At 62.1% G+C, this 24,522-nt stretch carries 21 protein-coding genes and 1 pseudogene; 11 read left to right on the top strand and 11 right to left on the bottom strand.

Annotation, left to right across the window (positions count from 1 at the left end; genetic code table 11):
- From ACTJLA_RS13105 to ACTJLA_RS13095, 3 genes are read left to right on the top strand one after another with little or no spacing between them, the layout of a single operon-like run.
- Positions 1 to 822, top strand: coding sequence for a molybdenum cofactor biosynthesis F family protein (locus ACTJLA_RS13105; RefSeq protein ID WP_054917502.1), 822 nt, complete (start codon positions 1 to 3; stop codon positions 820 to 822).
- Complete coding sequence (locus ACTJLA_RS13100) at positions 815 to 1,618, top strand: SDR family NAD(P)-dependent oxidoreductase (RefSeq protein WP_054917504.1); 804 nt, start codon at positions 815 to 817, stop codon at positions 1,616 to 1,618. Before ACTJLA_RS13105 ends, ACTJLA_RS13100 begins: the two co-directional genes overlap by 8 nt.
- A complete protein-coding gene (locus ACTJLA_RS13095) occupies positions 1,608 to 2,363 on the top strand; it encodes an SDR family oxidoreductase (protein WP_034128194.1) in 756 nt (251 codons plus the stop codon). Before ACTJLA_RS13100 ends, ACTJLA_RS13095 begins: the two co-directional genes overlap by 11 nt.
- 321 nt (positions 2,364 to 2,684) lie before the next feature.
- Here ACTJLA_RS13095 and feaR read toward each other — a convergent pair whose 3' ends face one another.
- From feaR to ACTJLA_RS13080, 3 genes are all read right to left on the bottom strand, one after another.
- Entirely contained in the window at positions 2,685 to 3,626 is a 942-nt protein-coding gene (gene feaR, locus ACTJLA_RS13090) for a transcriptional regulator FeaR (RefSeq protein WP_054897406.1), read from the bottom strand.
- Between the two features lie 114 nt (positions 3,627 to 3,740).
- Positions 3,741 to 4,307 carry a DUF3156 family protein gene (locus ACTJLA_RS13085; RefSeq protein ID WP_054917505.1) on the bottom strand — a complete coding sequence of 189 codons (567 nt, stop codon included), beginning with the start codon at positions 4,305 to 4,307 and terminating at the stop codon, positions 3,741 to 3,743.
- Positions 4,270 to 5,769, bottom strand: a complete 1,500-nt coding sequence (locus ACTJLA_RS13080) for an APC family permease (RefSeq protein ID WP_054897404.1) — start codon at positions 5,767 to 5,769, stop codon at positions 4,270 to 4,272. The genes ACTJLA_RS13085 and ACTJLA_RS13080 overlap by 38 nt, the downstream gene beginning before the upstream one ends.
- A gap of 216 nt (positions 5,770 to 5,985) precedes the next feature.
- Between ACTJLA_RS13080 and ACTJLA_RS13075 the strand changes: the two genes are divergently transcribed.
- The gene (locus ACTJLA_RS13075) at positions 5,986 to 7,308 is read left to right on the top strand and encodes a hypothetical protein (RefSeq protein WP_294164703.1); all 1,323 of its coding nucleotides are present in this window, start codon (positions 5,986 to 5,988) and stop codon (positions 7,306 to 7,308) included.
- 32 nt (positions 7,309 to 7,340) lie between these two features.
- Here ACTJLA_RS13075 and ACTJLA_RS13070 read toward each other — a convergent pair.
- Positions 7,341 to 7,814 (bottom strand): annotated as a pseudogene (locus ACTJLA_RS13070) (flavin reductase family protein); the annotation flags it as partial.
- 56 nt (positions 7,815 to 7,870) lie between these two features.
- On the bottom strand, positions 7,871 to 9,040 hold the full coding sequence (locus ACTJLA_RS13065; RefSeq protein ID WP_032901980.1) for a p-hydroxyphenylacetate 3-hydroxylase oxygenase component: 1,170 nt from the start codon (positions 9,038 to 9,040) through the stop codon (positions 7,871 to 7,873).
- Positions 9,041 to 9,275: 235 nt separating this feature from the next.
- Here ACTJLA_RS13065 and ACTJLA_RS13060 point away from each other — a divergent pair, with 235 nt between their 5' ends.
- On the top strand, positions 9,276 to 10,763 hold the full coding sequence (locus ACTJLA_RS13060) for an aldehyde dehydrogenase family protein (RefSeq protein WP_054917509.1): 1,488 nt from the start codon (positions 9,276 to 9,278) through the stop codon (positions 10,761 to 10,763).
- 107 nt (positions 10,764 to 10,870) lie between these two features.
- Here ACTJLA_RS13060 and ACTJLA_RS13055 read toward each other — a convergent pair whose 3' ends face one another.
- The 5 genes from ACTJLA_RS13055 to ACTJLA_RS13035 all read right to left on the bottom strand — a co-directional run bounded on the left by ACTJLA_RS13055 (position 10,871) and on the right by ACTJLA_RS13035 (position 15,200).
- Positions 10,871 to 11,275: a RidA family protein gene (locus ACTJLA_RS13055; protein WP_440841387.1), complete on the bottom strand. Its 405-nt coding sequence runs from the start codon at positions 11,273 to 11,275 to the stop codon at positions 10,871 to 10,873.
- A 303-nt stretch (positions 11,276 to 11,578) separates the two neighbouring features.
- Positions 11,579 to 12,511 carry a pyridoxamine 5'-phosphate oxidase family protein gene (locus ACTJLA_RS13050; RefSeq protein ID WP_054917510.1) on the bottom strand — a complete coding sequence of 311 codons (933 nt, stop codon included), beginning with the start codon at positions 12,509 to 12,511 and terminating at the stop codon, positions 11,579 to 11,581.
- 80 nt (positions 12,512 to 12,591) lie between these two features.
- The gene (locus ACTJLA_RS13045; protein ID WP_314550422.1) at positions 12,592 to 13,476 is read right to left on the bottom strand and encodes a LysR family transcriptional regulator; all 885 of its coding nucleotides are present in this window, start codon (positions 13,474 to 13,476) and stop codon (positions 12,592 to 12,594) included.
- Positions 13,476 to 14,396 carry a LysR family transcriptional regulator gene (locus tag ACTJLA_RS13040; protein ID WP_197883720.1) on the bottom strand — a complete coding sequence of 307 codons (921 nt, stop codon included), beginning with the start codon at positions 14,394 to 14,396 and terminating at the stop codon, positions 13,476 to 13,478. Before ACTJLA_RS13040 ends, ACTJLA_RS13045 begins: the two co-directional genes overlap by 1 nt.
- Positions 14,397 to 14,567: 171 nt before the next feature.
- Positions 14,568 to 15,200: a glutathione S-transferase family protein gene (locus tag ACTJLA_RS13035; RefSeq protein ID WP_034128205.1), complete on the bottom strand. Its 633-nt coding sequence runs from the start codon at positions 15,198 to 15,200 to the stop codon at positions 14,568 to 14,570.
- Between the two features lie 216 nt (positions 15,201 to 15,416).
- Here ACTJLA_RS13035 and ACTJLA_RS13030 point away from each other — a divergent pair, with 216 nt between their 5' ends.
- Together ACTJLA_RS13030 and ACTJLA_RS13025 are read left to right on the top strand one after the other, a co-directional pair.
- The gene (locus ACTJLA_RS13030; protein ID WP_314550425.1) at positions 15,417 to 16,493 is read left to right on the top strand and encodes an aldo/keto reductase; all 1,077 of its coding nucleotides are present in this window, start codon (positions 15,417 to 15,419) and stop codon (positions 16,491 to 16,493) included.
- Positions 16,494 to 16,848: 355 nt separating this feature from the next.
- Positions 16,849 to 18,054, top strand: coding sequence for a DUF1835 domain-containing protein (locus ACTJLA_RS13025; protein ID WP_054898364.1), 1,206 nt, complete (start codon positions 16,849 to 16,851; stop codon positions 18,052 to 18,054).
- Positions 18,055 to 18,069: 15 nt separating this feature from the next.
- On the opposite strand, the gene ACTJLA_RS13020 is transcribed toward ACTJLA_RS13025, so the two are convergent.
- Complete coding sequence (locus ACTJLA_RS13020) at positions 18,070 to 18,591, bottom strand: hypothetical protein (RefSeq protein ID WP_014719098.1); 522 nt, start codon at positions 18,589 to 18,591, stop codon at positions 18,070 to 18,072.
- 198 nt (positions 18,592 to 18,789) lie between these two features.
- Between ACTJLA_RS13020 and ACTJLA_RS13015 the strand changes: the two genes are divergently transcribed.
- From ACTJLA_RS13015 to ACTJLA_RS13000, 4 genes are read left to right on the top strand one after another with little or no spacing between them, the layout of a single operon-like run.
- Positions 18,790 to 19,479 (top strand): fimbrial biogenesis chaperone, encoded by a 690-nt coding sequence (locus ACTJLA_RS13015; RefSeq protein ID WP_440841384.1) that lies wholly within the window; start codon positions 18,790 to 18,792, stop codon positions 19,477 to 19,479.
- Positions 19,480 to 19,502: 23 nt separating this feature from the next.
- Positions 19,503 to 20,486, top strand: coding sequence for a fimbrial protein (locus ACTJLA_RS13010; protein WP_054898363.1), 984 nt, complete (start codon positions 19,503 to 19,505; stop codon positions 20,484 to 20,486).
- A gap of 57 nt (positions 20,487 to 20,543) precedes the next feature.
- Positions 20,544 to 23,342, top strand: coding sequence for an ATP-binding protein (locus ACTJLA_RS13005; protein WP_054898362.1), 2,799 nt, complete (start codon positions 20,544 to 20,546; stop codon positions 23,340 to 23,342).
- A complete protein-coding gene (locus ACTJLA_RS13000) occupies positions 23,329 to 24,522 on the top strand; it encodes an EAL domain-containing response regulator (protein ID WP_003192443.1) in 1,194 nt (397 codons plus the stop codon). The genes ACTJLA_RS13005 and ACTJLA_RS13000 overlap by 14 nt, the downstream gene beginning before the upstream one ends.

The following is a 24,522-nucleotide window of genomic DNA, read 5'->3' as shown; positions in this document are numbered from 1 at the left end:
ATGTCGAATTCATCTGACTGGATCACCGTGGGCGCCCTGGCTGAGGGGTTTGCACCCGAGGCGTTCATCCTGCCGAACCTGGCCGACCTGGCCGGCCAGACCTTCACCCTGCACTTTGCCAATGGCTGGCAGATCGAACACCGCTTCGAGCAGGAGCGCCTGGCCTGGCACGCCGCCGATGGCCACTCCAGCGGCAGCGCCGCCTACCGCGCCAGCTCCATTCGCCCGGGCCTGTACCTGGTGGACTTTATCAAGCACGAGGCCGGGCAAAGCTGGTCGATCAGCCTAGTGCTGGACACACCAAATGCCTCCTTTACCGCGGTGATTGGCCGTATGCCGGAACCAGCGGAGACCCACGAAGGCCTCTACCACCGCGCCCTGGCCGGCAAACCGCTGACCTCGGTACAGGTTGACTTCCTCCACGGCAGCCTCGACCGGCCGTGGCAGGACGGCCACTGCCTGCACGCCCCCACCAATGAGTTGGTCGGCCTGCGCAACCACTACCGCTACAGCCCCAGCGAGGTCTACGAGCACATCTACCTCAACCCGCAATTCTACGCCTGGCAATGCCTTGAGGGCGTGGAGAAAGGCCTGTGCGACACCGACCGCTGCCATTACTACAAGATCGCCGAACAGCTGTACCTGTTCGTCTGGCAGGAGAAGATCGTACCGACCCTCGGCCTGGTGCTGATCGACCTGCAACAGCATCGCAGCGACGGCAAGATCTTCGGCTATGCCGGGGCGTCCTTCGACGAGCTGTCGAACTTCCCGATCAGTTCCTATTGCCAGGTGCTCAACCGCACGGAGTACCCCCGTGACTGAGCCGCGCACGGTGGTGATCACCGGGGCCGGCACCGGCATCGGCGCTGCCTGCGCACGCTTGTACGCACAGGAAGGCGCGCATCTGGTGCTGATCGGTCGGCGTCGTGAGCCACTGGAACAGGTGGCGCTGGACACCGGCGGGCTGATCCTGGTGGGCGATGCCGCCTGCCCGGACACCTGGGACGGCTTCATCCAACAAATCCGCAGCCACTTCGGGCGCCTCGATGTGCTGCTGGCCTGTGCCGGTGGCCACGGGCTGGGCAGTGCGACCCAGACCAGTCAGGCCACCTGGGAAGGCGCGCTGCGCAGCAACCTCGACAGTGCGTTTTACAGCGCCCGCGCCTGCCTGCCGCTGTTGCAGGAAAGCGCCGGGAACATCGTGCTGATTGGCTCCATCGCCTCATTGGCGGCAGGCCCCGAGGTGTGTGGCTACACCACCGCCAAGCATGCGCTGCTCGGGCTCAACCGCTCGCTGGCCCGTGATTATGGGCCCCATGGCGTGCGGGTGAACGCGGTGTGCCCAGGCTGGGTGCACACGCCGATGGCCGACGCGGAGATGCAGCCGTTGATGGAGGCGTACGGCGAAACCTTGCAGCAGGCCTATGCGCGTGTGTGTGCCGATGTCCCGCTGCGGCGCGCCGCCCGTGCCGACGAGATCGCCAAGGTGTGCCGCTTCCTGGCCAGCGACGACGCCTCGATCATTACCGGCGCCACGTTGGTGGCGGACGGTGGCTCCAGCATCGTCGACGTGCCGACGCTGGCGTTTACGCACCTGGAGCCTGCCCATGACGAATGACCTGGATTTCAGCGGCCAGGTCGTGCTGGTCACCGGCGGCGCCCAGGGCATTGGCCTGGGCATCGTCCAGGCCTTTGCCCAACGCGGTGCGCGAGTGGTGATTGCCGACCGTAGGGTTGAACAGGCTGAAGCCCTGGCTGCCGGGTTATGCGCGCAGGGGTATCACGTTGACGCCGTTGGCGTTGACCTGGCGGATGCCGAAGCGGTGTTCGCCTGCGTCCAAGGCTTGGCGCAACTGGATGTGCTGGTGCACAACGCCGGGTACTTTCCGCTGACCGCCTTTGCCGACATTACCCCAACGATCCTGGAGCGCACCCTGGCGGTGAACCTGTCGGCGCTGTTCTGGCTGACCCAGGCGGCGTTGCCGATGTTTCGCGAACAAGGCCGGGGCTGCGTGCTGGTGACGTCTTCGGTCACCGGCAACCGGGTCGGTTATCCGGGGCTGAGCCACTATGCGGCGTCCAAAGCTGGGGTGAATGGGTTTATCCGCAATGCAGCGCTGGAGCTGGCGCCGTTGAATGTGCGGGTCAACGGCGTGGAGCCCGGCATGATCGCCACGCCGGCGATGGGCAACCTGGGCGATGCGGCCGTGAATGACAGCATCGCCCGCCGTGTGCCGCTGGGGCGCCTGGGCGCTGCGGCGGATATTGCCGGGGCGATGGTGTTTCTGGCCTCTGACCTGGCGGGCTATATCACCGGGCAGACGCTGGTGGTGGATGGTGGCGCGACGCTGCCCGAAATATGAAACCCGATCGTTCCCACGCTCTGCGTGGGAATGCATCCTGTGACGCTCCGCGTCACGACTTCTGGCGCGGGACGCGGAGCGTCCGGGGCGGCGTTCCCACGCGGAGCGTGGGAACGATCACGCTTACACCGCCTGCAACCGGCTGGAACGAAAATCCTTGGGCGATACTTCGAACTGCTTCTTGAACGAGCGGCTGAAATGCGCCGAGGCCGATCGTTCCCACGCTCTGCGTGGGAATGCATCCTGTGACGCTCCGCGTCACGACTTGGAGCGGGACGCGGAGCGTCCGGGGCGGCGTTCCCACGCGGAGCGTGGGAACGATCACGCTTGCACCGCCTGCAACCGGCTGGAACGAAAATCCTTGGGCGATACTTCGAACTGCTTCTTGAACGAGCGGCTGAAATGCGCCGAGTCGGTAAAACCCCACTTGTAGGCAATCGAGGTGATCGACTCGCTGCGCAGGAAGGGGTTGGTCAAGTCGTCCGCACTGCGCTTGAGCCGTGCGCGCTGGATATAGCGGCAGACGCTGTCATCCTGTTCTTCAAACAGACGGTACAGGTGCCGCACCGAGATATTCAGGCGGTTGGCCAGGCCGATCGGGCTCAGGCCTGGCTGGCTCAGCGACTCATCAATGACTTTTTGCACATAGCTGCGCAGGTTATTGCCGTGCAACGCAGCAACGCCCTCGCGGCACTCGTCGCCCTGCTCCAACGCCGAACCCAACAGCGAGACGAAGGCCGCTTGCAGCGCCTCCACTTGCGTGGCGTCATCGTCGGTATCGTCCTTGCACAGTTGGTCCATCAGCACATGCAGCATGCGCCCACAGGCCTTGGTCGAGGAGATCTTGCCGAAGGCCCGTGCCTGACCGCCCAGGTGCTTGCATACCGCGTTGCGCGACAGGGACAGCGAGGCGTGTTCGATCAGGCCGAAGGGGGTGATTTCGATGGAGCCCACCGAGTCCATCAACAGCATCTCGCCAGGCGCCAGTTGCACGGTCTGCTCATTTTGGGTGATTTGCGAATAGCCGCTGCGCTGGCTGACCAGAAAACATTCCTGGTCGTTGTCATGGTCGGCGTGGTGCGTCGGGCGCTTGATCAGCCCGGCATTGGTGCGCAGGATGGCCAGGCCACGCGGCAGGTTATGGATCTCGCCGATAAACAGCGAACGGTTGAAAGCCAGTTCGGTATCGAAGTGGCCGCACGCGTCGCGCAGTTCGCGGTTCCAGCTGTCGAGCCCGTCGGGTGCATGCTGTGGGATGCTCATGGGGTGTCTCCGCAGTGGCGTTATTCTTGTTGTTCTGGCGCAATAGTTAACATGTTATCTATATGCACGCAACAACAACCTGTTTGCCCTTTGCAGAAGCACTAATGGTGCCAATCAGAGGTCCGACAATACCCGCCGCAATCCGGCCAGTACGACCAAGAGATACCCGCGTTGCTCGGTGCTCAACCCAATGTAGCGCCGGAACGCCGGCATGCGGTTGACCACTTCGCTGCCGCCCATATGCTCCAGGCGCACGCACCATTGCTGGTCTTGCAGCTCGATGCGCAGGCGCTTGAAATCCAGCGGCATCAACGCGTGGAACAACACGCTGTCAGCCTGCAAACGCGCCTGCAACTCACGGCCCAGTGCCTGGTTGCCAGCGCGGCGCCGCACATGAATACCGCGGCGCCGGATCGCGCCGCCATGGTGCACCTCGAAGTTGCCAGCGCCACCCGCTGCAGCAGGAACGCGCAGGACACATTCGGTCAGCACCAAGTGCATCAACAACTGAGACTCGGTGCGCTCGACAATCTCGAAGGCCACACCGCCCACTTCAAGGCTTGCCAGGCCCAGGTCACGCCGCAGGTGGGCCAGGGTCACCCCCGGCCGATACCCGCGGGGTGCGCGGTCAGCACGAAACAGCTCAAACAGTTTTTGCCGCAAGGTCGCTATAACCCTCATGGGTGTGCCCCGGTTCGTGATTGAATTCCTTGGCCAACACCTCTTCCACGCAGGCGGGCTTGAAGGGGTTGACCTTCTGCACCACCAGGGTCCAGAACAGCGCATAGGTGGCCGTCACGCCGAGCATCACGCCAAACGGCACGTAGATGTCAGCAGGGTTCATGCCTGGCGGAGTGATAAACCACATGCCCAGCAGGATGCCGATGCTGGAGACGATCTGCGGCAGCGGGAACCACGGCGAGCGATAGGCCCGAGGCAAGTCCGGACGCCGAATGCGCAGGATCACCACCGACAGCGTCACCAACAGGTAAGCGAAACTCCACGCGCACACCGCCGCCAGCACCAGGTGCATGATGTTGTCGGTGTTGCCTCCCAGGTACAGCGCATGCAGGCACGGAATCAACATGGCCACCAGGATGCACAACAGCGGCGTCTTGAAACGCGGGTGCAGGTAGGTGAACACCTTGGGCAAGGCGCCATCCACCGCCATGCCGTAGAGGATGCGCGGCACGCCGGCCATCAGGGTATTGATGGTCGCAGCGCCAGCGAACAGAAAGCCAATACCCAGCCACAACGGGCCGATCTGCCCCATTACCTGTTCGGCAAATCGGGGGATGGCCATGGGTGTGTCCAGCAGGTGCACGCCGGACGCGGCGTCGAGCACGACGTTTTCCACCTGGCGCTTCATCGCCGCGCCATAGATGAACATGCACGTCGCCACGCCCATCAGCCCGAGCATCATCGCCCGTGGCATCACCTTGGCCGATTGGCGCAGGTCCGGCGCCAGCGGGGTGACGAACTCGCAACCCACGAACATGAACATCGCCATGCCCACCAGCGACAGCACGGTGACCAGGTCAGTGCCTACCAGCGACTCACCGAACCAGCCCTCCAATTGCACCGCTGGCGCGGCGATCAGGCCCAGTACGCCGAACACCATCAGGGTGGTCCACATGCCGAAGGTCAGGATGATCTCGGCGCGGCCAAATGCGCTGACGCCAAAGGCGTTCAGCACGCCGAACACCAGTACGAAACCGACGCCCAGCAACCACGAGCCGCCGGCCGACTCTGCCAGGGTGTTGAGGTGTTCGAAGTTCACCAGGGCCATGACGCCGGCGAGGATGGTTTCGGCGGTGCCGGCGAACACATGCACGATCAGGTAGGCCGACAAGGTCCCGGTGATCGCAAAGAACCGGCCCATGCCGCAGTTGATGTAGTCGTACACCGAGCCGGTGGTGGGCAGCATCGAGGCGGCCTCGGCGAAAGTCGTCGCCTGGGCCAGCATCATCACCACGGCGATCAGCATCGCCAGGGCAAACGCGCTGCCACCGATGCCAAAGCCCATGGTGGCGGTGAGAATCACGGGGCTGGCCATGATCAGGCCGATGGTGCTGGCCAACGCAGTGGGAAAACCTACCGTACCCCGGTTGAGGTGTGCGGTGAGTCGGTCGTTGATCGACATGGAGGGGTCCTCGAAGCGGATTTTTTAATGTGTCGGCACTCTGCGCCCCACTCCCGTTGATCGTCTTGCCCCTGTCTGCCGCCGGTTTTGTTGCTGCCTGCCAAGGCCTGCTGCCTGGCGGCCAGAGTCAATTGCCTGGCACGCAGGGAAAAGACTTGGCCTCACACCGCTCGCCCTAATGCGCCCTCACTCTTAACCAAGATGGGGGCAATAACAATGGAGCACACACTGAAAAACCGCTGCCTGCGCCAGACGGTCGGCCTGGGCGTGGCACTGTTGGTGGGCCAGGCGCAGGCCATCGAGTTGTATGCGGACGCCGACACCCAGGTCACCGGCAACTTCCTCGCCGTGTACGGTATGTTCAACAGCCCGAAGAACTACGATGGGCGCAGCGGCGGCGCCACTTGGCGTGAGGCGTTCATCAAGTACGGTCTGAGCGTCGAACAGCGCCTGGGCAACCTGGGCGGTGTGTATGGCACGGCCAACCTGGTGAGTTCCGGTACCTGGGGCGACGGCGATGCGGCCGGATTGACCAACGGCACCGAGCGCACCACCAAGTTTGACGAAGCCTTCGCCGGCTGGCGGTCTGGCGAGTTGTTACCGGCGCTGGGCAAGGACGGCCTGGACCTGTCGTTCGGTCGCCAGATCATCATGCTCGGCGACGGTTTTATCCTTAACGACGACGGCCCCAACCTGGGCAATGGCGTCGGCGACGGCGAGTTCAATCGCGGCGGCGCCTACTACATCGCCGCACGCCATGCCTTCGATAAGACGGCGGTGATTCGCCTGGGCGGCAAGGACGGTGTGCACGGCAGCCTGATGTGGATCAAGTCCGACAACCGTGCCCAGGCCCTCACTGAAATGGCCGCCGGCACCCTGGAATACAGTGCCGCGCCGGGCACCCTGGGGCTGACCTATATTCACGGCATCGATGTGGATGAGCGCTTCGCCACCGACCTGCAGCGCCAGCGCAAAGGCATGAACCTCTACAGCCTGCGCGGCACCGGCAATGCCGGTATCGACAACGCGCACTTCGCCTTCGAACTGGCGCGCCAAAGCCGTCGCGATGGCCAGGAAAATGCCGGTTACGCCGAAGCCGGCTACACCTTCGCCAACCTGCCGTGGTCCCCGGACCTGACCTACCGCTACGCCCGTTATTCGAAGAACTGGGACGGCATGTTCTCAGGCTTCAACCGTGGCTACGGCACCTGGGTGCAGGGCGAAGTGGCGGGCAACTATTCCGGCCCCTTCAACAGTAATACCGCCGTGCAGCACGTGGCGCTCAAGGTCAAACCACTGGAGAACGTCACACTGGGGGCGCTGTTCTTCGACTACAACACCGTCAGTACCCACGGCCAATTGAACCTGGATGGCCGCGAACTGGACCTGTATGCCGAATGGGCCGTCAACGAGCACCTGATCATCACGCCGCTGCTGGGCCTGTACAAACCCGATAAATCAGCCGATACCGGTGGCAATCAGGTCGGCGGCAACGGCACCAATGTCTACAGCCAACTGGTGGTCGCCGTGCCGTTCTAAACTGCTTCGGGCGCGCAGGGAGGCAGCGCCCGGACCTCGGCATAGGCGCCCTGATGATAGAGCAGCGGCGCACGGCCAAAATCATCGAAGGCCACCACCTTGCCGATCATGATCCAATGGTCGCCGCCGTCCACCTGCTGGTATTTCTCGCAGTGAAAACGCGCCGAGCAATCGGCGAATACCGGCGAGCCACCCTCCCCCGGCTCGTACTCGATCAGGGCGAAGCGGTCTTCACGGGGGCGGGCAAAATTGTTCGACAGGTGCACCTGGTCCGCCGCCAAGACATTCACGGCAAAGTGGCTGGCCTCCTCGAACACGGCATGGCTGTTGGAGCGCTTGTCAATGCTCCACAGCACCAGCGGCGGGTCGAGGGATACCGAGTTGAAACTGTTGGCCGTCACGCCCACCTTGCGCCCGGAGGCGGTGGCGGCGGTGACCACGGTCACGCCAGTGGCAAAATTGCCCAAGGCACGACGAAAGGCTCGTGGGTCGAATACGTCGGACATGCAAGACTCCCGGGTGGCCTCTATGGGCCGCCCTGATTGTTGTAGGGAAAACGCAGCTACACCATGCTCGGGTCGGGTTCCAGGCCCATCAGCTCACGGCCAAGGATCTGCGCGCACACGTCATAGTCGGTGTAGGCATGCGCGCCGGTCATGTGGGCATCGCGGAACAGGCGCTGCATTTCGTTGTGTTCGAACCAGGCATTGCCACCGGCGGCGGCGAACAGCCGGTCTACCGCTTCGATGCACATCTTGGTGGCGTAGGCCTGGTTGGTGCGCCAGAACGCCAGGGTTTCTCGCGCTGGGTAGCGGTGGGCGGCGCTGTGTTCGGCGTGGTCTTGCCAGGTTTTCTCCAAAAACGCCCGAGCAGCGGCCACCTGGTGGGTGGACTCGGCCAGGCGCATCAGCGCCGGGGTCGCTGCGCCGACGGCGGCACCGGTATAGGCGCGCACACGGTTTTTGGTTTTTTCGCGGAACACCTCCAGCATGCGCTCGGCCACGCCGAGGCTGACGGTGGAAAAACCACTGGCGAAATACGGCCGGTACGGCGCGTAGAAAATCTGGCTGTCTGGGTAGAGACCAAAGCCTGCGGACTTGCCTTCCATCATGTCCTTGGCCTTCTGGATCCGGTGCTCAGGCACCCAGGCGTTGTCGATGATCAGGGTCTTGGTGCCGCTGCCTTTCATGCCGGCCGCGAACCAGTCATCGCGGATCTGATAGTCACTGCGCGGCAGCACGGCAAAGCAGTAATCCTGGGTACCTTCGGCATTCTGGCGACGGCAGCCGACAATCGCCCACTCGCCATGGTCACAGCCGCTGCTCCAGCCCATCTCACCACTGAAGTACACGCCGCCCTCGCCCTCGGTCACCCGACCGAACGGCGCAATACTGCTGCTGGCCGTGGCATCCGGGTTGGCGCCCCAGATCTCCTCCTGCAACTGCGCCGAGAACAGCGCCAGTTGATGGCTATGGGTACACAACAAACTCATGGCCCAGGCGGTGCTGGCGCAACTGCCGGCGAGCAAGGCGATGCAGTCGGCGAATTCGGGCAGCGACAGTTCCAGGCCACCGAATGCCTTGGGCTGGAAGGCGCGGTGCAGGCCGATGCTTTTGAGCAGCGCGATATTCTCATCCGGCACTTGGCGCAGCTGTTCGGCACGGCTGGCGTTCGCGGCAATGGCAGGCAGAAGAGGCTTGAGGTCTTCGAGGAGCGGGTTTGGCTTTTTCATGGACGGCCCTGCTTATTATTGGAAGTCCGGCAGGCGCTCCGAATCGTGGAACGGCGCGGGATGCAGGGCCAGTATCAAACGGGTCGTGCAGGCGGGAAATGCACGTTCGGCAGGCAAGCTTGTACTTTTCACAAGCACGGCAGGCACAGGCATAAAAGCTGGCAGGCACAGTCAAGCCGCTTATCAGTGCGTTGGTTAACCTCGGGGTTTCTTTGTGAACTGCCAGGAACCTGCCATGAGCGATATCCCGTTGCTGCCTCAAGTGGAAGCCTTTTTGCGTCGCCGCCATGGGCTGTTTATCGACGGCGCCAGTGTGCACAGCCACACCGACGCACGCCTGAGCGTGACCAACCCCGCCACCGGCCAGGTGATCGCCGACGTGGCCGATGCTGACCTGGCGGATATCGACGCTGCGGTCGCTTCTGCCAACCGTGGTTTTCAGCTGTGGTCCCAGGCTGCGCCCGCCATCCGCGGCAACGTGCTGCTTAAATTGGCCGACCTGCTGGAACAGCACCGCGAAGAACTGGCGCAGATCGAAACCTGCCAGTCGGGCAAGATCATCCAGATTTCCCGCGCCTTTGAGGTCGACCAGGCCGCGCACTTCCTGCGCTACTACGCAGGCTGGGCCACCAAGCTCAGCGGCCAGACCCTCACGCCCTCCCTGCCTTCGTTCAATGGCGAGCGTTACACCGCCTTCACCTTGCGCGAACCGGTGGGCGTGGTGGTAGGCATTGTGCCGTGGAATTTCTCGACCATGATCGCCATCTGGAAGCTGGCCTCGGCGCTGGTGACCGGCTGCAGCATCATCATCAAGCCCAGCGAATTCACGCCGCTGACCCTGCTGCGCATCGCCGAACTGGCCATCGACGCCGGCTTGCCGGCGGGGGTGCTCAACGTGCTGACCGGCGGCGGCCATGTCGGCAAGGGGCTGGTGGAACATCCCGGCACGCACAAGGTGTCCTTCACCGGCTCAGTACCCACCGGTATTGCAGTAGGCCGCAGTGCCATGGGCGCCGGGCTGACCCGCGCGACCCTGGAACTGGGTGGCAAGAACGCCGCCGGCTTCCTGCACGACATGGATGTAGACAAAGCGGTGGATGGCATTATCGAAGCGGGCTTCCTGCACTCGGGGCAAATCTGCGCAGCGGCCGAACGTTTCTTCGTGCACCGCTCGCAAATCGACGCCGTGCTGGAAAAACTCAAGGCGCGTCTCAGCCGCCTGATCATCGGCTCGCCCCTGGATGAACACACCGAATTCGGCCCGGTGACCCACCAGCAACACCAACAAAAACTGCTCGGCTACTTCAACCAGGCCCGCACCGAAAACAACACGATCATCCACGGCGGCCACCTCATCGACCGTCCCGGCTGCTACGTCGAACCCACCGTGATCCTGGCCAACCACCTGCACGACACCCTGCTCAACGAAGAAACCTTCGGCCCCATCGCCACCTTCCTGCCCTACGACGACGAAGACGAACTGCTGGCGCTGATGAACCACGGGCCCTACGGGTTGAGTGCCAGCCTGTGGACCAACGACCTGGGCAAGGCCCTGCGCATGATCCCGGCGATCAAGGCAGGCACCTTGTGGGTGAACATGCACACCCTGCTCGACCCGGCGGTGCCGTTTGGCGGCAGCCGGTCTTCGGGGTTAGGCCGGGAGTTTGGTGGTGCGTTTATTGAGGATTACACCGAGCTTAAGTCGGTGATGATTCGGTATTGAATGGCTGTAGGAGCGAGCCTGCTCGCGAAAAACGTCAACGATAACGCGTGCATCCTGAATAAGTGCGGCGGCTATGGTTTTTTCGCAAGCTCGCTCCTGCAAAAGCCCTAACTGAATGGAACCACCGCCTCCGCCTCAACCTCGATCAACCACTCAGGCAACGACAACCCACTGACGATAATCCACGAAGACGGCGGCGGGTTGTGCGCGAAGCGCTGGCGCAGCGCCTCGACAATCGGCTCCTGCTGATCCCGGGCAGATTCGACGATATACAGCCGCAGCATGATCACATGAGACAGGTCGCCTCCCACCTCGGTCAGCACCTTTTCGACATTGTCCAACGCCGTGGCCGTCTGCTCGGCAATACGTGGGCCCACCGTACGCTCTTGAGCATCAACCCCCACCTGCCCGGACAGCATGATCCGCCGACCCTCTGGCACTTCCATGGCCTGGCTGAAACCGTATTGCAGGGAGTTGAATACCGTCGTGGGATTAATGACCTTTCGTTGCATGACCAATCCTTGTTTGTCAGTAGGAAGACAAGGCTAACCTAGAGACTCTGCCCACGCTGACGGTTCAACATCCAGCAACATTTCATGGGGGAAGCGCTGAACCGGGAATGCCCGGGGGCCTGATGAAAACGCGCAAACCCAGCGGACAATGACATTCCCCTGTGGGAGCCGTCGAGCTTTAGCGAGGCCGCGATAGCGGTGGGTCAGGCAATGAATATGTTGACCGTGCCGCCGCCATCGCAGCCTCGCTGGGGCTCGACAGCTCCCACACTGGATAGGCTGCGCCTGGGAGAGTGCGCCAGGCTACCAAGTACCCATCGCCAGGCTGTGCGGCGAAAACTCCGCGAATTGCCACCGCAACGCCAATGCTGCCGGGCGGCGGACCACATGTTCCACCGTTACCGTCCACAGGCGCTGCGCGCCTTCGAACTCAGCCACTTGCGGCCCGCTCAGGATCAACGAAGTACGCCCGGCCACTTGCAGCACGTCACCGGTCTCAAAATCAACAAACAACAACCCCGCCACCGGGTTGGCGTGCAGGTTGCCGAGGGTGTTGAAGAACAGGTTGCCGGCAAAATCCGGGATGGTCAGTACGTTGCCTTCCACCCGCACAAACCCCGTGTTGCCGCCGCGATGGGAAACGTCCACCGAGCGTTCGCCGTGCTGGTCGACGTAGCTGGCGACGAAGAAGGTGTCGGCTTGGCGGATCAGCGCTTGAGCCGCATCGTCCAGGCGGCGGCTGCGCTCGGCCAGGTTGCCGGGTTTGCGTGCAATGCCAGCGACGGGCCGCAGTTGGATGTATTTGGGGCAATTGCCGAAGGTGTGCACTACGTCCACCGCAAAGCCCTCATCCTCAAGCGATCCGATCCGGCCATTCATGCGATTGCGGCGGCGGGTGTTGAGGTCGATGCCCAGCAGGCCGATCGCCGCGCCATCCGCTATCCCAGCCCAGGCGGGATCGCTTTTGGCGGGCAGGCTGTCGATCTGCAGCGTGTGTGGGTCCGGTGAATGCGCAAACCCTGGAGCGCCTTCCAGCATCGTTGCCCAGGGGATGCCTTGTTCGTCCACCACACCCGCGATCAAGTACGGCAGCAGCGGATAAAAATCGCGGTGCTGCTCAGGCAAATGATCACGAATGACCTTGGGCCCGATCATGGCCATGCGTTCAGAAACGCCGGCACTTTCCTGCATGTGTCGTTCGCCGACATGCCAAGGGGATGGTTCAATCGAGTACATGGCGCTCACCTCCGGTTAGATACTGAAGATGCTGCGCCCATGCCGTGACAGAGAGAATGCCCACCCTGGGCAATCCACTATTACGCCAACTGAAACGCCGGATGCTCGCGCAACGCGCTGACGCAGTAGTCGACAAAGCTGCGCACGCGCATCGACGCATGACGGCCTTCGCGGTAGACCACATGCACCGGCTGCGGCGGCAACTCGAAGGTAGGCAACAGGCGCTGCAACTGGCCGCTCGCCAGGTGTTCGTGCAGCGGGTAACTCAAGGCTCGAATCACGCCCGCCCCCTGCACCGCTGCATTGATCGCGCCTTGGACAGTGGCGCAACGCAGCCGGGCGCGAGCCTTGAGGGTGTAATGCGGGAAATCCCAGTGCACCGGGTCGGCGCTGGCAATCAGATGATGCTGCTTGAGTTCAGCCGGATGCCGGGGCTCGCCCCGGATCGCCAAGTAAGCGGGGCTGGCGCAAAGGACAGTGCCCACCTGCCCGACTTGCCGCGCAATCAGCGACGAGTTGGGCAATTCGCCGACCAGCACCGCCACGTCCAGCCCTTCTACGTGCAGGTTAGGGAAATAGTCGTGGTAATGCGCGATGACACGCACCGCTGGGTAGCGATCCGCATAACCGGCCAACAGCGGCGCCATGACATAGCGGCTGAACAGTAACGGCAGAAATATCCGCAGGTCGCCCTGGGCCTGCACATGCAAACCGTTGGCCGAGGCCTCGGCCGCGTCCACCGCTGCCAGCAGGCGCAAGCAGTCGGCAAGGTAAGCCTGGCCTGCATCGGTCAGGTTGACACCGCGTGTACTACGTTGCAGCAACACCACGCGCAGGCGTGCCTCCAGGCGCGCAACTGCACGTACCAGGGTCGGGCCGGAAACCTGCGCATGGCGTGCCGCCGACGCCAGGCTGGGTTGCCCGGCCAGCGCGGCAAACAGCTGCATATCGCGATAACGCTCCATCAGGCACGCTGCTTGGTCGCGGCGTTCAGGGCCGGGTCCTGCCCGAGGCGATGGCTGAGGAAATCCACAAACGTATTGACCTTGGCCGGTACTCGGCCGTTTTGCTGGAACACCACGTGGATCGGCAGCGGCGCCGGTTCGAAATCCTCCAGTACCAGTTCCAGTTCCCCCGCCGCCACCGCTGCCGCGACTTGATAAGACAGCACCCGCGTCATGCCCCACCCCAGGCGGGCCAGGTTGATCGCGGCATTGTTGGCGGTGACAACCAGGCGTGGCTCGATGGGTACCTTCAGCGGCTGGCCGGCGTCAACGAATGTCCACTCACTGACCAGTTGGCTGGACGATGAGGTGACGAGCTTGGCCTCACGCAACTGCTCGGGGCGCTGGGGGCGCCCGTGTTGGTCAAGATAAGCCGGCGATGCGCACACCACCCGGCGTACTTCGCCGACCTTGATCGCTTGCTGCAAGGATTGCTGCAGGTGGCCGATACGCACCGCCACGTCCACACCTTCGTCGGTCATATTGACCACCCTATCGACCAGCAAGGCGTTGATACTCACCAACGGAAAACGGTCCAGATAATCCCCCAGTACCGGCGCCACATACAGCTCGCCAAACAGTACCGGTGCGGTCACCGTCAACTGGCCGCCCGGGATGGAGTAGCTGCCCGCCGCCGCTTCCTCGGCTTCGTCCAGCTCGGCAAGGATGCGTCGGCAATCGTCCAGGTAACGCTGGCCGGCTTCGGTCAAGTGCAGGCTGCGGGTGGTGCGCGCCAGCAACTGCGTGCCGATGCGTTGTTCCATCGCGGCAATGGCGCGGGTCACGCTGGGCGGCGACGTGTTCAGGCGCCGGGCGGCAGCAGCGAAGCCCTCCTCCTCGGCCACGGCCAGGAACACCTGCATTTCATGAAATCGATCCATCTTTACGCCTTCTGATTATGTGTCCCCCTGTGGCGAGGGAGCTTGCTCCCGCTGGGGCGCGCAGCGGCCCTGAAAGCTGCCAGCGCGGTTTGGCTGAATAAATACGGCAGCCTTGTTGGGGCTGCTGCGCAGCCCAGCGGGAGCAAGCTCCCTCGCCACAGGTGTTGGGCTTCAACTCGATTGCAAACCGACAGCCGTGCGCGGCATGCCCACAAAACCCGGCAGTGCTTCGATGCTGGCGAGCCAGGCGCGTACCTCAGGGTAGTCGGCCAGGGACACATTGCCTTCCGGCGCATGGGCCACGTAGGTGTAGAAAGCGATATCGGCAATGCTGGGCTGCTCACTGGCGAGGAAACGGCTCTGGTTCAGTTGCTGTTCCATCACGCTCAGCAAGGCATGGGCACGGTTGATTGCACTGACAGTGTCCACCTCGGCGCCAAACACCGTGGCCAAGCGCGCCGTGGCAGGCCCGGCATGGAGTGGGCCGGCGGCGGCCGAGAGCCAACGCTGCACCCGGGCTTGCCCGACAGGGTCGCTCGGCAGCCATTCGCCGCGGCCATAGGTGCTGGCCAGATAAATCAGGATCGCATTGGAGTCGGCCAGTACCGTGCCGCCGTCATCAATCACCGGCACCTGGCCAAAGCTGTTCAGGGTGGTGAGGAACTCAGGCGTTTTATGCGCACCTTGCTTGAGGTCCACCAGGATAAATTCACTCGCCAGCCCCAGCAGGGACAACATCAGTTCGACCCGGTGGGAATGGCCGGACAGGGGGAAACCATAGAGTTTGATCGCAGGCTGGGTCATGACAGGCTCCAAATGAGTGGGTATCGACGCCAGGGATGTTCTACCACTGCCATGTCTGGCGGAATGACCAGGATTCACAATCCAGCATTTCATCCAGCGAAACAATCCCTCGTGCACGTCGCAGCCAAGCCTGGCGCGAGGATTTCATGAAAAAATTCAAACTATCGCCGCCCCCGTCGTTCACACCTTCACGTGCAACGTTAAGTAGGAGGCAACATGCAGTACCGACAACTGGGTCATTCCGGCCTGCTGGTATCGGAAATCATCCTGGGCACCGTGCCCTTTGGCGGTCGCGCAGAGTTTGAAAAATGCGGTGCGGTGGACGTGCCCCTGGCCAAGCGCATGTTCGATATGGCGTTCGACGCCGGGGTGAACATGGTCGACACCGCCGACCTCTATTCCCACGGCCTGGCCGAAGAAGTGGTGGGCAAGGCGCTGGGCGACAAGCGCAACGACATTCTGCTGGCCACCAAGGGCCGCAGCCCGGTAGACGACAACCCCAACAACTCCGGCTCGTCGCGCTACCACTTGATCCGCGCCTGCGAAGCCAGCCTCAAGCGCTTGGGCACCGACCACATCGACTTGTACCAACTGCACAACTGGGACGGCATGACGCCAATCGAAGAGACCCTGGAAGCCCTGCGCCTGTTGGTCGGCTCGGGCAAAATCCGCTACTTCGGCACCAGCAACTTCACCGCCTGGCAGATGATGAAAACCCTGGGCAAGGCTGAACTGCACGGCATGCTCAAGCCAATTACCCAGCAGATCTACTACACCCCGGAATCCCGCGAGGCCGAGTACGAGTTGCTGCCGTTGGCCCTGGACCAGAAGGTCGGCACTTTGGTATGGGGCGCGATGGGCGAAGGCTTGCTGACCGGCACGACCCGACGCGGGCACAAGCCGCCCGCCAATACCCGCCAGGGCAGCGGTTGGCCGGAACCCTACGTCCACGACCAGGAGCGTGCGCTGGACATTATCGAGACCCTCGCCGCCGTCGGTGATGAACACGGCGTCTCGGTCGCCCGCACCTGCCTGGCCTGGCTCAAGGATCGCCCGGGGATCACCTCGCTGATTATCGGCGCCCGTACGGAAGCACACCTGCGCGATAACCTGGCGGCCACCGAGCTGAAACTCACCGAAGAGCAGTCGGCGCGCATCGAAGCCGTCACTCGCCGTCAGCCGTTGTACCCCTACTGGCACCGCTTCACTGCCGGGATTGATCGTTTTGATCCAGCGGAGCAACCCTTCCTGGCCGAGCATCAAAAAACCCTGGATGCGCGCCAGGACAAGTAAAACAGCACCCGCTCCAATGCCGATGAATTAAGCGAACGCAATGCTCAAAGCAACGAAGATCCAATGTGGGAGCTGGCTTGCCTGCGAAAGCGGTGGTGCAGTAACAGATGCAGCGACTGACCTACCACTTTCGCGAGCAAGCCCGCTGCCACACAGGGACTGCGCTTGACTGAGTGGCACTGGGGCAATGCCCACATTTTCAGGGTTGCACCGAACGGCAATGCTGCCTATATTTCCCGTCTGGCGCTCTCTACGCCACCTTCCGCGGAAAGGGCTGCGCCCAAGACATCCCAGCTCCACCTCATTTCTACGACTCCCAACCTTGAAGCGGAAAAGGTTTGTGCAAGGAGCTCGTATGTCGCAACGCCCTTTAGCCTCCACTACCCATGGCCGCCTCAACCTTGAGCAGCAGCGCAAGCGCGCCAAGGAACTGTTGTCGCAGCTGAAAAGCCTAGACCCCAGCGCAACCTTGTCCCAGGCTCAATGGCAGGTAGCCAAACAGCTGGGCTTCGCCAGTTGGCCCAAGCTCAAGGCCCACGTCGACGCCCTCGACTTTGCCGCCCGCCACCCTGGTTTCGATGCCAGCGATGAATCCCGCACCACTCATTGGCGGTGTGGTAATGATATTGCCCACAGCCTGCAAGTGGCCGGGTTCAAGGGACAGTTCCGGATGCTCACTGACCCGTTGTGCATGGGGCCAGTGCGTGAACTACCCAGCGAAGCGTTCCGAGCGATGCGCAGTACCTTTATCAGTCAGGCCTTTGCCCTTGACTCCACTGAAGTTGCGCATCGCATCAACGATGAATACAACCAACTACAAGCCTTGAACAACGCCGATCACAGTGTGCTGTGGTGCGAGGCGGACGCCTACGATCAATTGTTCCTGGTCCGCGCCCTGGCTGGCCTTGAGCAGGCGCCGCGCAAGCTGGAGCTGATTGAGGCAGACCGAATTCCCGGCGTCGAGCGATTTATCGGCATAGGCCAATTGGCCCCCGATGTGCTGGCCTGGCTCTGGCCGCAGCGGCGCTTGATCGACGACGACGCAGTGCAGTTGGCCAAACGGGCCTGGTCGGCTTACTGCGACAGCTCACCGCTCAAGCTCGCGGAACTGGCCCATGGCAATCACCCTGCCCTGCCCTTTCTGGCGCCGGCGTTACGGCGTCAGTTACAGGAGTTGCCGGGTCTCGAGGACGGGTTGTCACTGACTGAACGTTTGTCCTTGAAATATATTACTGAGGTCGGGCCTGTGCCTTTCGGTCGGGTGTTTGCCGAGTTGATGGCCAAGCGCGAGCCACTGCCTTTCCTGGGCGATATGATGTTTCACGCGCTGCTGCGCCCATTGATTGATGGGACGGCGCCGCTGCTGATCGAGACCGAAACGAACATGGAGTGGCCGCGCCGCGTATTGGCGCTGACGCCACTGGCGCAGCAGGTACTGGACGGCAATGCCTGCTGGCTGGACCACGCCAGCCATGAGCGCTGGGTCGGTGGTGTGTGCCTGCGGCCACGGCAACCTCATTGGGCACTGGACCAAGATGATCTGCCCGTCTGGCGTGACTGATGCTGCACGATACGATCAGCGCTTGGGAAACAACCCCACGGCACATGCCACCACCGTCGGGTCGCCTTGATAGACCGCCCGCGGGCTAATCGAAGGCTGGGACGCTCGGCCGTCCACGGCGTGCAGCATGGGCCACTCAGCGATCGGAGAACTGTGTGCCGGATCGACAATTTCCATGCAGCGTCGTAGGGAGGTGAAGTCGGGCGACTGTGACAATGACAGGTGCAGGGTCTGGCTAACCGAGACCGACACCACAGAGCGCTGCGCACATTGCCCGTCATAGATCAGCGTGTGGCGGATCAACGGGTTGTCATGGCAGTACTTGAGCAGGTTGACCTGCCGCGAGTGCACCAGCGCAGTGTTGATGATCAGCAGGTCAAACGCCACAACGCCCGAGCGTGTCAGTGCCTGCAACTCGTCGAACGAACTCAACGGGGCGATGCGGTGATAGCCCAGCTGGTTGAGCATTTTCTCGATCTTGATCCGTTGCAAAAGCTCTGCATCGGCAATCAGAAGGCGTAACGCTTTATTGGACATAGGGTAAACCTGACAGTTGGGCATCCGCGTCGATCATTCAACGCTGAGCAAAGTAACCGTCAGGGGTGAACCCTGACTTTAAGGCGATTCTGAAACGGCAATCAGGGGCACACCGTACTTTTAAGAATCGCCTCAAAGCCTTCGTGCCACTCCCTCCCTACCATGGTCTGCGTTCCCTCACCCGACCATGGAATTGCCGTGTTCATGTTTCTACTCAGAGTGGTACTGCTGGCCTGCGGGCTGCTGGTGCTTGCACCCCCGCCTGCCAATGCGGCGCTGAAGATCGAAGGCACCCGCCTGATCTATTTCGGCCAGGACAAGGCCGCCGGTATCAGTGTGGTCAACCAGGCCTCGCGGGAAGTGGTGGTGCAAACCTGGATCACCGGCGAGTACGAATCAGCCGACCGTACCGTGCCCTTTGCCGCCACCGAGCCATTGGTACAACTGGGCGCCGGGGATCATCACAAGCTGCGCATACTGTATGCCGGTGAGGGCTTGCCCAGCGATCGTGAATCGCTGTTCTGGCTCAATATCATGGAAATCCCGCTCAAGGTCGAAGACCCCAACAGCGTGCAATTCGCGATCCGCCAGCGGCTCAAGCTGTTCTATCGCCCTCCCGCACTCCTGGGCGGCTCGGCCGAGGCGGTGCAGCAGTTGGTATGGAGCAGCGACGGGCGCACGGTGACGGCCAACAACCCCAGCGCCTTCCACCTATCGCTGGTCAACCTGCGAACCGACAGCCAGACACTCAGCGATTACCTGCTGCTCAAGCCTCATGAACGCAAAACCCTGACCGCGCTCGACGCTGTGCCCAAGGGCACCACTCTCCACTTCACCGAAATCACCGATATCGGTTTGCAAGCCCGTCACAGCACGGCGCTCAACTGATAAATCACGGGGTATTTGAACCGATGTCACTGACCAAACGCTGTTTACCGCTTCTGGTGTTGGCCTGCGCGGTCTTGCCCGCCACCAGCCACGCACTGGCCTGCCGCGAGGACGGCACCAACTCGATCATCACCCAGGAAGCGCTGGGTACGGCGCTGGCGGTCGCCGCCGACGCACCTAACGGCACTATCATTTGGGAATCAGGCCCGCGCTCGACCAATGTCATCTGCAAGGACGACTACCTCCACGGCCGTGAGGAAGTGTATTTCTACGTCAACCCCGCCAGCGTGAGTATCGGCACCGGGATTCGCGTGGGCATTCGCTACAACAACCAACCGATTACCCAAAGTACCGGCAAGGTCGGTACCGGTTTTTTCTCCGACCGAGGCTGCAATTTGTCCAACTGCGTGGGCTGGGACAAGGCGCGCTTCACCCTCAATTTCAGCGTGTTCATCGAGAAGTACGACCCCACGCCACCGAGCGGCCAGGCCAGCACGCTGACCTCTTACCGCGTGTTCCAACTGGACGGCGTGCGCGGGCTCAACTCACGCCCCAACAGCAACTTCAATTATGTGGTCACTGGCATGAACGATATCCGCTTCGTGCCTTGCACTCCCGAACTGACCATCAGCCCCAGCGTGGTCAACTTCCCCACACCTTCGCGCAAAGCCTCGATCGGTGAAGTCGCCAGCAGCGCAAACTTCAGCCTGAACCTGCGCAAGGGTTGCGACACGCCCTATACCGTCAGCGCACGCTTCGCCACCACGCCGGGCGGCGGCAGTGTGAACAATGGCCTGCTGGTGCCGGACAACAACAGCTCAGTCGGCATCTCGCTATCTCGCGCCGAGAGCCAGCAGCAACTGCCCTTCAATAACTGGTTCACGCTGCAGGAACTGATGGGCCTGGGCCAGAGCCACGATGAATTCCGGGCCGACCTCAAGTGGCGCACCCTACCGATTCCAGGAGCGTTCGATGCTGCCGTGGTGGTGGATATGTACTACAAGTAGGTGATTTTTAAGGATCGTCTTATGCCACCGGCAAAGGCCCAGACGTAAAGTCCGCCGATGCGATTGAAAAGTTATCTGCTCCAGATCAACCCCGTCCTCTCCCGACCCGAAGCAGCCAGAAGGCTGCTTCGTATTTTTGCGAGCGTGCTGCTGGTAGGCATCCTCAGCGGGGTCTATACCTTTTTGCTGTCGACCTTCAACAACGACATCTCCCAGCGCCGCGGCTACATGAGCAGCGCCATTGCCGAAGCCCATACCTTTTTCACCAACCGCCAAGCCCTGCTCGAAAGCCTGAGCCTGTCGGCAGTGCGCAAGCAGTCCAGGGTCTATCCATCCTCGGCCGAAGAACAGCACCTGGAATTGGGCGACACATCGGGCAACCAGTGGAGCATCTGGCTGACCGCACGCATGCGCGACTACCTGAAGGCCAAACAGCTGAACCTACTCTATGTCAACGCCGGCCCCAACCCGCAAGTGATGCGCCTTTACGACGCCACCGCGCAGGTATTGCCGATTTCCAAATGCATGCTCAACCGCCTCAAGGCCCTGCAGCACACCGACCCGGCCACACTTAACGAACTTTGGCTGAGCGACAGGACTGAACAGCACTCGCACCTGTACATCTTCATCCGCCTGGACGAACGCGACCCCGACTCCGGCTGGCTCGGCCTGGAGATGGATAGCCGTGAAGTCTCCTCGACACTCAGCGACCAGAGCGCCGGCGAGTTCATGATGCTCAATTCCCAGGGCATGCTGGTGTTCACCAACAGCACCGATACACAGTTGAGCCAGCAACAGCTGAGACCCGGCGAAGACAGTTTTTTCGGTTTTGTCGGCAACGGCTGGCTACCCGACCACCTGGTGATTCGCAAACACCTGAAGTCCTCTGAGTGGCAGTTGATGTACTCCATCGACCTGCGTGCAGTGGTCACTGGCCTGTGGAAACAGCTGCTCGGTTCGTTGTTGCTCTGCCTGTTCAGCCTGACGCTGATCGGGCTGGTGATGCGCCGCGTCGACCAGCGTTTTATCATTCCGTCGATCCATCGCATCCAGGCGCTGATCGAAAGCGAAGCCTTCGGCCGCGATGTGATCCAGACCGCTCCTGTGGCCCTCTGCGTGCTGCGCCGCACCGACGGCCAGGTGGTACTGGAAAACGCCCTGGCCCAGCAATGGCTGGGTAACGGGCCGGAGCGCGAGGCGCTGCGCGCCGGCTGGATCGAGCAAGCCTTTGCCAACGGACCTTCCGAGCGCAGTGACTACTTTGAAACCATCGATGGCCGTCACCTGTACCTGAGCAGTGCACCCACCCGCTACAAAGGCGAAGACGTGCTGTTTTGCGCCTTCAGTGACATCAGTGCGCGCAAGCAGGTCGAGGCGGCGCTGGAAGAGGCGCGGCAATCGGCGGACGCAGCCAACGCGGCAAAAACCCTGTTCCTGGCGACCATGAGCCATGAAATCCGTACACCGCTGTATGGCGTGCTCGGCACCCTGGAACTACTGGCTCGCACGCAACTGGATGCACAACAAAAGGACTACTTGCAGGCGATCGAAGGCTCATCGTCGACCTTGCTGCAACTGATCTGCGATGTGCTGGACGTATCGAAGATCGAGGCCGGGCAGTTGGCACTGGAGATGGGCGAGTTCTCTGCGCTGGACCTTGTGCATGAAATCATCCAGGGCTACGCCGCAGCGGCCCACGCCAAGGGCCTGCAGTTGTATGCCTGCTTTGATCCCAAGCTGCCGGAACGTCTGATCGGCGACGTAACGCGCATCCGCCAGATTCTCAATAACCTGCTCAACAACGCGGTGAAATTTACCGACTATGGGCGCGTGGTGCTGCGGGTCAAGGTGCTGGGCCGCGACGGAGAACGCTCCAGTCTGTTGTGGCAAGTCTCGGACACCGGCAAAGGTATCGCCCAGGAAGACCAGGCGATGATCTTCGAGCCGTTTTACCAGAGTGAGGGCAATACCAATGTGGTCGCCGGCACCGGCCTGGGCCTGCCTATCTGCCAGCGTCTGACGGAGTTGATGAACGGCAATATCCGCATGGTCAGCGAACTCGGCCTGGGCAGCAGTTTCAGCCTGATCCTGCCGTTGGAAGAAGCATCTGTTCCACCGATGACACCGTTGCTGGCCGAGACCATTTACGTGGCCTCGCCGATCCCGGAACTGGCAAACGCCGTCGCCGGCTGGTTGCGCCGTTGGGGTGCGAGGGCCCAGGCCGGCTTGCCGACGCTGGCGGACACACATCTGCTGTTGCAAGTGCACCCCGGCAGTGTCGACCCGTTGCTGGTGCCCGAGTGGCCCGGGCCGGTGATTCACGTGAGCAGCAACGCCTGCCCCGGCGTAGAAGCCGACGCCGGCGCCTGGCACGTCAACCTCAACCACCTGGGGGCTATTCATCAGGCCGTGAGCCAGGCGCAAGGGCTATGGGTGGCCCGTGCCGATGAGCAAACGCACCGGCGGGATCTGAACAAACTCAACCTGCACCTGCTGGTGGCCGAGGACAACATCATCAACCAGCTGATTTTGCGTGATCAACTGGAAGAACTCGGCTGCACCGTGGAGCTGGCGGCCGACGGTCAGCAAGCGTTGCAGCTCCACACCGCCGGCAACTTCGACGTGGTGTTGACGGATGTGAACATGCCCCATATCAACGGCTATGAACTGGCGCGTGAACTGCGGCGCCAGGGCTGCACGTTGCCGATTATCGGGGCCACCGCCAACGCCATGCGCGGCGAGGCCGACCTGTGCCTGGCCGCCGGCATGAACCATTGCCTGGTCAAACCCTTTGCGTTGCGGGCTCTATTCAACTCCCTGGCGCCTTATGCACGGATCACCCATGAAGCCCCTTAGTATTCTGATTGTCGAGGACCATCCCCTGCAGCATATCTACCTGCAGAACTTGCTCAGCGAGTTGGGAGACTTCCTGCTCGAAACCGCCGAGGATGGCAAAGAAGCGCTGGAGCGCCTGCGCCAGCGGGACTTCGACCTGGTACTGACCGACCTGCTGATGCCCGGCATGGACGGCGTGCAGTTTATCCAGTGCCTGGCCAGCCTGCGCTGCAAGCCGGCGCTGGCAATCATGAGTGCGGCGTCGAGGCGCATGCTGATGGCGGCCAGCCTGGTGGCGAAAAACCTCGATGTGGAAGTGCTTGGCCTGATTTCCAAGCCCGTGAACGCCGAGGCCTTGCGCACCCTGGTCAACCAACTCAGGAACAGGGTGCGCACGCCTACCCCCGAACTGCCCGAGCACATGGACATCGACCGTCACACGCTGGTGCAGGCCATGAGCAGCGGCCAGTTCCAGGCCTGGTTCCAGCCGAAAAAATCCCTGGCCAATGGCCGTATCGTCGCTGCCGAAGCCCTGGTGCGCTGGATGCACCCCGAACAAGGCGTGATGCTGCCTGCCGCGTTCCTGCCGGCAATCAAGGCGTTCGAACTGGAGGAGCGGCTGTTGTGGCTGGTGCTCAAGCAAGCGATCCACGCCCAGGAACACTGGCGCCAGCGCGGCTATGAAATTCCAGTGTCGATCAACCTGCCGACCCACTTGCTCAACAGCCATGACCTGGCAGACCGTTTGCTGGAGTTCGTGCTGCACCACGATGGTATCCCGGGAATGATCTGCTTCGAGTTGATGGAATGTTCGGTGCCGCAGGACATCAGCAATTTCTACGCCGGCGCCTGCCGATTGCGGATCAAGGGGTTCGGTTTGTCCCAGGATGATTTCGGCAAGGGCTACAGCTCCTACCTCAATCTGGTGTCCACGCCATTTACCGAACTGAAGATCGACCAGGCGCTGGTGCAGGGCAGCCACGACAACGAAGGCATCGCCCAGGCATTGGCGAGCATTATCGCGCTGGGCCGCAAGTTGGGTCTGACGGTGGTTGCCGAGGGCGTGGAGACCCCGCAGCAATTGGCGCTGCTGCGCAAAATCGACTGCAATCAGGTGCAGGGGTTCCTGATCTCTCACGCAGTGTCTTCGGACCAATTTCAGCAGCTACTGAACAATGATGGCCCCGCGACATCTCACTAG

This window comes from Pseudomonas sp. 22072, assembly GCF_052046095.1.
Taxonomy (GTDB): Bacteria; Pseudomonadota; Gammaproteobacteria; order Pseudomonadales; family Pseudomonadaceae; genus Aquipseudomonas; species Aquipseudomonas paracarnis.
This window is presented reverse-complemented; position numbering and strand designations above follow the sequence as displayed.